The 8,271-nt window shown below is 47.3% G+C and carries 6 protein-coding genes; 1 reads left to right on the forward strand and 5 read right to left on the reverse strand.

Going from position 1 to position 8,271, the window contains the following annotated elements; all coding sequences use genetic code 11:
* Positions 1-23: 23 nt before the first annotated feature.
* The 5 genes from pgmB to FC15_RS06685 all read right to left on the reverse strand — a co-directional run bounded on the left by pgmB (position 24) and on the right by FC15_RS06685 (position 7,164).
* Complete coding sequence (pgmB, locus tag FC15_RS06665; RefSeq protein ID WP_057825127.1) at positions 24-713, reverse strand: beta-phosphoglucomutase; 690 nt, start codon at positions 711-713, stop codon at positions 24-26.
* Between the two features lie 11 nt (positions 714-724).
* Positions 725-2,974, reverse strand: a complete 2,250-nt coding sequence (locus FC15_RS06670; RefSeq protein WP_057825129.1) for a glycoside hydrolase family 65 protein — start codon at positions 2,972-2,974, stop codon at positions 725-727.
* Between the two features lie 520 nt (positions 2,975-3,494).
* Positions 3,495-5,243, reverse strand: coding sequence for an ABC transporter permease/substrate binding protein (locus tag FC15_RS06675; RefSeq protein ID WP_057825131.1), 1,749 nt, complete (start codon positions 5,241-5,243; stop codon positions 3,495-3,497).
* A complete protein-coding gene (locus tag FC15_RS06680) occupies positions 5,243-6,463 on the reverse strand; it encodes a quaternary amine ABC transporter ATP-binding protein (protein WP_056945885.1) in 1,221 nt (406 codons plus the stop codon). Before FC15_RS06680 ends, FC15_RS06675 begins: the two co-directional genes overlap by 1 nt.
* A gap of 80 nt (positions 6,464-6,543) precedes the next feature.
* Positions 6,544-7,164, reverse strand: coding sequence for a GntR family transcriptional regulator (locus FC15_RS06685; protein ID WP_057825133.1), 621 nt, complete (start codon positions 7,162-7,164; stop codon positions 6,544-6,546).
* Positions 7,165-7,473: 309 nt separating this feature from the next.
* Here FC15_RS06685 and FC15_RS06690 point away from each other — a divergent pair, with 309 nt between their 5' ends.
* The gene (locus FC15_RS06690; RefSeq protein WP_057825134.1) at positions 7,474-8,115 is read left to right on the forward strand and encodes an NAD(P)-dependent oxidoreductase; all 642 of its coding nucleotides are present in this window, start codon (positions 7,474-7,476) and stop codon (positions 8,113-8,115) included.
* Positions 8,116-8,271 lie beyond the last annotated feature (156 nt).

The raw sequence follows: 8,271 nt of genomic DNA on the forward strand, positions 1-8,271 counted from the left end.
ATACCTTAGCTGCGTAAAACTATTTATTTTTGTCTAACTTTTATGTTGCACTTCAATGCGTCAAAGGCTTTTTTAATGGCAGCTAAGTTCAAGGCTGCGGTGCTGGCTACGATATAATCGGCTTGCTTTAAGACTTGCGCATCCCCGATTCCAACGGCAAATTGGTTCGCTGCTTTGATGGCTTGCACGCCAGCAGAAGCATCTTCAAAGCTGATCACTTCGTCGGCTTGCAAGTTTAACGCTTGTTGCGCCAGTTCAAAGATCTCAGAATCTGGTTTGCCACGATGCAATTTGGCTGGGTCAACAATGGCATCAAAGGCTGTATCGAGTTGCAAGTGCTTTAAGATCGTCGGTGCATTTTTCGATGCTGAAGCAATACTCATGTGTAAGCCAAGCGATTTCGCATCTTGCAGGAGTTGCGCGATGCCTGGCAAAATGTCTGCTGGCGTCAAAGTTTGGATCAGCTGCAGATATAAGTCGTTTTTGCTTTGGGCAAAGGCAGCTTTCTCATCATCTGAAAAAGCATCAACTTTATCGTCGTAGCTTAAAATCAAATTCAACGAATCCATCCGCGAACGCCCACGCAAGGCGTCATTGGCTTCTGGTGGTAGCACGATATCAAGGCGCTGGGCCAGTTGATTCCATGCTTGTAAGTGGAAGCGTGCCGTATCTGCGATCACGCCATCCAAATCAAAAATTAACCCTTTGAGCATGCAACCCCTCCTTAACTTAAGTGCAACGTTTTATCATTCACCAAGACATCGATCGGATCACCTGATACTAACTTCAATGTGGTTTCATCTGCCACATCTACGGCGATCAAGCGACCGCGATAGTTCAAGGTAAAGCTATAATGCGTCCAGCCTTTTGGTACAAATGGCTTGAAGCTCAAGTGACCGACAGTGTAGCGCATTCCAGCAAAGCCTTGGACGATGGCCAACCAACCACCAGACATGGACGTGATGTGCAGGCCATCTTCAGTGTCGTTGTTGTAATCATCCAAATCCAGCCGCGCAGTGCGGGCATATAGTTCAACGGCTTTTTCTTCTTTGCCGAGTTCTGCGGCTAAAATCGCGTGAATTGAAGCGGATAATGAAGATTCATGCACCGTCATCGGTTCGTAGAAGTCGAAGTTGGCCTCTTTTTGCTCGCGGGTGAAGCGGTCATTCAAGAAGTAAATGGCTTGTAAAACATCGGCTTGCTTAATGAATGGCGACCGCAAGATTTTATCCCATGACCAGTGCTGATTCAATGGGCGTTGATCTGCTAGGATCGAACTTGCCGGGCGCAGATCTTTATCTAAGAAGGTATCGTGTTGGACAAAAATGCCCAAGTCTTTATCTTCTGGATAATACATGCGATCGACGATATCTTGCCAGTGGGCTTTTTCATCCTCGCTGACTGCCAACGCCTGAACTTTATCAACATCCGCTTTTGGTAGGCGCTCAAGGGTGTATTGCAACTCCCAAGCGGCCATGGTGTTGGTAAACCAGTTGTTGTTGACGTTGTTTTCGTATTCGTTAGGTCCAGTAACGCCATGGATCATATATTGTTGATGGCGTTTGAAAAAATGTACCCGATCCGCCCAAAATCTTGCCACGCCGACTAACACATCGATGCCATCACCATTGACATAGCTTTCATCGCCGGTGTAATCCGTGTATTGCTTAATGGCAAACGCAATATCGGAATTACGGTGCAGTTCTTCAAAGGTGATTTCCCATTCGTTGTGACATTCGATGCCGTTGAACGTGACCATCGGGAACAATGCCCCGGCTAATCCTTGTTGTTGCGCGTTGTGATAAGCGCCTGGCAATTGATCATGCCGGTATTGCAGTAATGCCCGGGTCACTTGTGGTGGGGTCACCGCCAAGTACATCGGCACCACATAAGCTTCGGTGTCCCAATAAGTGGCACCGCCATATTTTTCACCGGTGAAACCTTTAGGCCCGATATTTAAGCGGGTATCTTCACCGTAATAAGTCATAAACAACTGGGCAATACTGAAGCGAATGCCTTGTTGTGCCGCGGCGTCGCCATCGATCACCACGTCTGATTGCGCCCAACGCTTGGCCCACACTTGCTCGTGAGCCGCTAACGCTTGGTCAAAGCTTTGCGGTAGCAGTTCAGCCATCAGCTGGTCGGCTTTAGCCGGTTGTTTTGCTGGTTCAACATCACGGCTGGTCAACACGATCACGCGTTTTTCAACAGTAAGCGAAGCGCCTTGTGCCAAGTCATAACTTAAAGTTTCATCCAAGCGCCCTGGTTCAGTGGCTCGCGTTCCTTCAACTGCAGCGCCGTTAACCTTCAAGGCTTGTTTGAGCAATACCGTAAACTGCGGCACCCCGAAAGGATTGGCTTTGGTTTCAAGTTGAATCGAACCTTGAACAGCATCTTCGTGTTGCGGGATCCAGAAATGTTCGTCGTAATTGGCATCTTCGTTGGTGACATTGCCATCTAAGGCGGCATCAAACTTCAACTCAGCTGAGCCTTTCAAGACTTTCGCGTTGACTTTGATCAGTCCCGCTTGTTGCATGGCATTGGAAACGAACCGCTCAAATTCAAAGGCGACTTCCACGTCATCTGCAACGTATATGAAGCGACGGGTCAATTTACCTTGATGCAAATCGAGTTGTAAATCGAAATCGCGGAAGTTATTTTTGGCGAGATCCAATGCCACACCATTAATGGTGATCCCTAAGTTGATAAAGCTTGGGGCGTTGATCGCTTTGCCAAAATATTCTGGATAACCATTTTTCCACCAGCCAACGCGGGTTTTATCTGGGAACCACACACCTGCTAAGTAGGTCCCCAATAAGGTATCGCCAGAATAACCTTCTTCAAAGTTACCCCGCATGCCCATATACCCATTACCAATGGCGGTCAGTGATTCTTGCAGGCGCTTATTTTGCGTATCCAACTGGTGAGTGGGCACCAGCCAAGCATCGATATCAAATAATCGTTTTACACTCATTTATACTCACTCCGTTTCACTTTTCACTATTTCAGTGTACCAGTTAGGAAAACGTTTTTACAAACTGCGAGTGGCTGTTACCATTCTCAGAAATTCTTATCATTAAAAAAGACAAGCCTACGCTTGCCTCTCATGACTTCTATCCTTAATGGTCCGCCACTAAAACCACGCCTGCTGTTGATGCTAACTGTAGTTTTCCGTTGTGCAATTGGTAATCACGACAGGCTAACACCACGTGAAAATCACCTACTGGCAACGTTAATGTGGTCGCTTCTTGCCGATGGCAACCGCAACGATCCCAGTTTGATCTGCCCATTGACGCTGATAAACATAACTTTACGCATCAGTTGCCCATTGTAAATAATTACCAATGTATTACAACAGAGATAGAATTCAAATAAAACTAGACGGCAAGTCTCCGATAAATTATCGAAAACTCGCCGCCTAGAAGACAACTAAATATTTACTTTAACTTTTGGGGTATACCTCATCGGCTAGTCTTTTCTTAACTTGTTAAATATTATTTCTGCCACTCAGCAACTTCATCTTTGTGACTCTTAATCCAGTTCTGAGCCGCCTTACGTGGACTTGCACCACCGTTAATTTCCAGCATGACTTCTTCCATGTCCTTTTGGGTCCAGTGGAAATTATCCAGCACTTTGTAGACCTCCGGCATGTCGTCCTTCAGTCCCTGACGGACCATAGTATGAATTGCCTCAGACTTACCCATCGTGCCCTTTGGATCCTTCAAGTACTTCAAATCATACTTACTGAACATCCAGTGGGGCGACCAACCGGTAATCACAAGTGGCTTATGCTCCTTGATTGCCTTCCCAAGGGCAACAGTCATCGCCCCAGTAGATGAGGTGCTAACCTGCCAGCCGGCAAGATTATCGTAGGCCTTCACTGTAGATTGCGCTGCACTAACAACACCCGCACCCGGCTCAATGCCCGTCACGGTTTTGCCAGCCTCGTTCGTCAAGTCAGCAATCGAGTCGACCTTTATATAGGAAGGAACAACCAAGCCAACCTTAACGCCCTTCAGGTTCACACCAAGGTCTTGCAGCTTACTCTTATACTTATCGTATTGCTCCTTGTGGGTCACAGGCAACCAAGCCGAGACCATTCCGTCGCTCTCACCGCTGCCCACACTCTGCCACATCACGGCATTATCTAGTGCCGTTAGCTTAACGTCGTAGCCCATCTGGCGCAAAACCTCACCGACCACATTCGTTGATGCAACTTCTGAGTCCCACTGCACGTAGGATAAATTGACCGTTTCCTGCACCTTCGTATTGCCTTTCGTTGCTGCCTGCGCTACGCCCACACCAATCAAGGCCAAGACCGCAGCACCGACCGTGATCCACCGAATCTGCTTGCGCCGTTTCTTCTGTTGCTCACTCATCACGCTCGCAAGTGACAGGCGTTCGTTTGCATATTGTGTGAATCGGTCAATGATAATCGCCAGGATGACCAATGCCAACCCGTTAACGAAGCCATTACCAACTTGTGCTCTTTGGAGTGCCGATAATACGCCACGCCCTAGTCCTGGGGCACCGATCATCGAGGCTGTAACAACCATCGACAAGGCCAGCATTAACGTCTGGTTGACCCCGGCCAAAATAGTGTTTTTCGCCATTGGCAACTCAACCTTGATGAGCTTCTGCCAAGCCGTTGAACCAAATGAATCAGCTGCCTCAATCAATTCCGTGCTGACACCCCTAATACCTAGGTTCGTCATCCGTACGGTTGGCGGTAAGGCGAAAATCACGGATGAGAACACACCCGGAACCACACCAATACCGAAGAAGGCGACTGCCGGAATAAGGTAAACAAAGGCAGGCATCGTCTGCATGAAGTCCAGAATCGGCTTGATGACGGATTGAGCCCGATTGCTTTTAGCTGCCCAAATACCTAAGGGAACGCCAATAATAATCGAGACCAGGCTGGCCAAGAGTACCAGCGTGAATGTGTTCATCAGGTCGCTCCAGAGCCCCTGGTTATAAATGAACAAGAGGCCAAAGAAGCTGAACAATGTGATACCAATACGTCTCGTCGAGATGATAAAGGCGAGAATCGTAATTCCTATAATCCAGACCCACGGATTAATAAAGAGGAGAAAGTCGGTGAGACCATCCATTGTGGCCTGACCACCCGATTGAATCGCCGCGAACAGCCCGGCAAAGGTATTAGTCATCCAAGTGGTGAAGTTCTCCATCCAATCCGCAACGGGCAGTTTGGCGAGTAATGTTAAATTATTGAACAACATTATTTCACCTCCTGTGTCTGTACATCATTTGTTTCTGATGATGGTGCATCTTCATCCGCTAGTGTTTCAATCACGCGACCTCGAATGACTACCCCAAGCAGGCGGCCGTTATCGGTGACCGCCACTGGTGTATGAGCATCGTAAATAACGTTAAAAATGTCGTTAACTGTTGTTTCTTTATCGATAGTTGGCATGTTAACATCCAACACCTTACGCAGCGGTAAGTTATTCAGCCGGGCGCTTCTGGCGGCATCCGCTGAGATGACTCCCTGCAGCTTATGTTGGTTATCGATGGCCACTACCATCGATATCCGTTCCTCACGCATCCGGTGCAAGGCCATGTTGGGCCCCTCACGGTCGATGTTAACGGTCACTGCCGGCTCCATAATATTCTCTGCCGTCAGTACACGTGATGAATCCACGTCACTTAGGAAGTGTTTCACGTAATCATTGGCCGGATTGGTAAGTAATTCTTCACCGGTACCAATTTGTTGAATTTGGCCGTCCTTCATGACCGCAATGCGGTCGCCAAGGTGAAGTGCCTCATTCAAATCATGCGTAATAAAGATAATGGTCTTCTTGAGTTTCTCTTGCAGACCAAGTAACTCATCCTGCATCTCTTTTCTAATCAACGGATCGAGTGCCGAAAAGGCCTCATCCATTAACAAGATATCGGGATTATTAGCAAGTGCACGCGCCAAGCCCACACGTTGTTGCATCCCACCAGAGAGCTGGCTTGGAAGTTGATCCTTGAATTCCAATAGGTGCAGGTTATCTAGCGCTTCCTCTGCCCGCTGCCTTCTCGTTGCCGGATCGACACCCCGCAGTTCAAGTCCGTACTCCGTATTCTCGAGCACGGTTCTGTTTGGTAATAGACCAAAGCTTTGGAAGACCATGCTCATGTTCTCGCGCCGCATTTTACGCAGAGTTTCCTTATCCGCCTTGCTGACGTCGTGGCCGGCCACGGTAATACTACCCGCGGTAGGCTCAATGAGCCGGTTGATTAGGCGAATCAACGTTGATTTACCGGAACCCGAGAGGCCCATAATCACGAAGATTTCACCCGGTTCCACACTGAAATTCACGTCATAGACCCCGACGGTTGCGCCGGTAGCCTTTAATATTTCATTTTTACTCTTATTTTCACGAACCATTTTGAGAGCAGACTTAACTTTTTTACCGAAGATTTTTGTTAAACTTTTAACTTCAACGACTGCCATCGAATTCCCCCTTTTTTAAAAAAACTGACCACTCAATAAAAACATCTATAGTCACTTTTGTCAAATAAAAAGACTGCAGCTTAGGCAGTCAAAAAATTTGCAACGCGTTGATAGGCAAGCTCGTCACCGACTACGTAAACAAAATCACCGGGCTCGATCACGGCGAGCGGTCCGGGCGAGACAATCATCTTATTCTGGTGCTTAATGGCGACGATGGTGGCCCCGGTATTATGCCAGAAATTGAGTTCACTGACGGTGCTCGCAGCAAAGCCCTCCTTGACCACGACCTCGTATGGCTGTAACTTATTATCTTCGTTATAACGCTGTGTCTGCTCGACCAGGCTGTTCAAGAGGCCCAAAAAGTGCTGGGATTCAGCCTGCTGGCGCTTCGCACTTTTGTAAATCTCCCGTTTCACATTCTCAATCGATTCGACGTCTTGGTATTGCTCGATAAACTCCGTTGCCTTCGCTGAAGACGCCACAAAAAAGCCGGAACCGTGTTTAACGGTCACGACACCAATGTCGCCGAGGACGATAATGGCTTTCCTGGCAGTTTCCGGTGACACGTGGAAATTGGTAGCAATGGTTGAGCGCGCGTGGAGTTTCTCACCCTCGGCATAACGCCCATCGCTGATTCGCTTGGCCAATTCTAAAGCGATTTGCTGATATTTTGGTTGAACAAACTGGATTTTCTCAGTCATATTTCCCTCAATTATAAACAAGTTGTGACGGTATACGGGTAACTCTTGAGTACTAGCGAAACCTGACAAAGTCTCACACAGTGAGGCAAGGATGGTTAGCTAGACGCAAAAAGTTGTTTACCGGAACACAGTTAATGACGGTAACCATTCAGCTTCCATCACACAATTTAGATATTATAGTGCAGAAAGTGACAACCGGCAAGTTTAACAGTTGTCACTTCGAGTCTTATCACATACTAAATCAGATACACCATGACAAAATTGAGGAAACAAGCTCAGACTTAAAACTCAAGAAATGAGGCATTTATCATGAAAATAGCAATAATTGGTGCAACGGGGCACGTGGGCTCATTGGTCGCGGCAGAAGCACTAGATCGCAGACACGAAGTTACGGCAATCGTCCGCCACCCGGAAAATTTGCAGTACGACATTCCCTTTATCAAGAAAGATCTCTACGATCTTAAAACTGCCGATCTAATCAGTTTTGACGTCGTTGTGGATGCCTTCAGTGCACCGCGCGGCGCAGAAGAACAACACAAAACTTCGATTGAGCATCTCATTTCGATTCTGCGCGGGACCGATTTACGCCTGTACATCGTTGGTGGCGCGGGGACTCTCTATACCGACGAGAGCAAGCAAACGAAGCTTTATCAAATGCCCGGCTTCCCCAAAGTTGTCTTTCCTACCTCCAAAAACATGGATGACGGCCTAAACGCATTAAAGAAGAAGACGACGAACCTTTCCTGGACCTACATCTCCCCATCGGCAAACTTCATTCACTCAACTGATAAATCCCACGGCTACATTGCTGGCGCTGAAGTTTTGCTAAACTCACCCTCATCAGGACAGAGTGAGATCACAATGGCGGAATATGCGGTGGCGATGCTGGACGAGATTGAGAATCCAAAGCACCTGAATCAGAGATTTACAGTTGTCAGCAAACAAAACTGACTAACATTAGTGGTGAATCATAATTCGACGGAATTATGATTCACCACTTTTCTTTGTTTTGAAGTAAAGTGGTTATGAAGTTGACATGCCGTAGTGCTTTTTGCTCCTATGTCAATAAATGGCACATCTTTTTCTAAACACTCGTTCTAATTCTGT

Source organism: Lapidilactobacillus concavus DSM 17758 (assembly GCF_001435835.1).
Lineage (GTDB): Bacteria > Bacillota > Bacilli > Lactobacillales > Lactobacillaceae > Lapidilactobacillus > Lapidilactobacillus concavus.

What these genes read in the sequence shown, in the direction of transcription:
- pgmB (WP_057825127.1), bottom strand. Translation starts at nt 713, where the DNA reads ATGCTCAAAGGGTTAATTTTTGATTTGGATGGCGTGATCGCAGATACG.
- FC15_RS06670 (WP_057825129.1), bottom strand. Translation starts at nt 2,974, where the DNA reads ATGAGTGTAAAACGATTATTTGATATCGATGCTTGGCTGGTGCCCACT.
- FC15_RS06675 (WP_057825131.1), bottom strand. Translation starts at nt 5,243, where the DNA reads ATGTTGTTCAATAATTTAACATTACTCGCCAAACTGCCCGTTGCGGAT.
- FC15_RS06680 (WP_056945885.1), bottom strand. Translation starts at nt 6,463, where the DNA reads ATGGCAGTCGTTGAAGTTAAAAGTTTAACAAAAATCTTCGGTAAAAAA.
- FC15_RS06685 (WP_057825133.1), bottom strand. Translation starts at nt 7,164, where the DNA reads ATGACTGAGAAAATCCAGTTTGTTCAACCAAAATATCAGCAAATCGCT.
- FC15_RS06690 (WP_057825134.1), top strand. Translation starts at nt 7,474, where the DNA reads ATGAAAATAGCAATAATTGGTGCAACGGGGCACGTGGGCTCATTGGTC.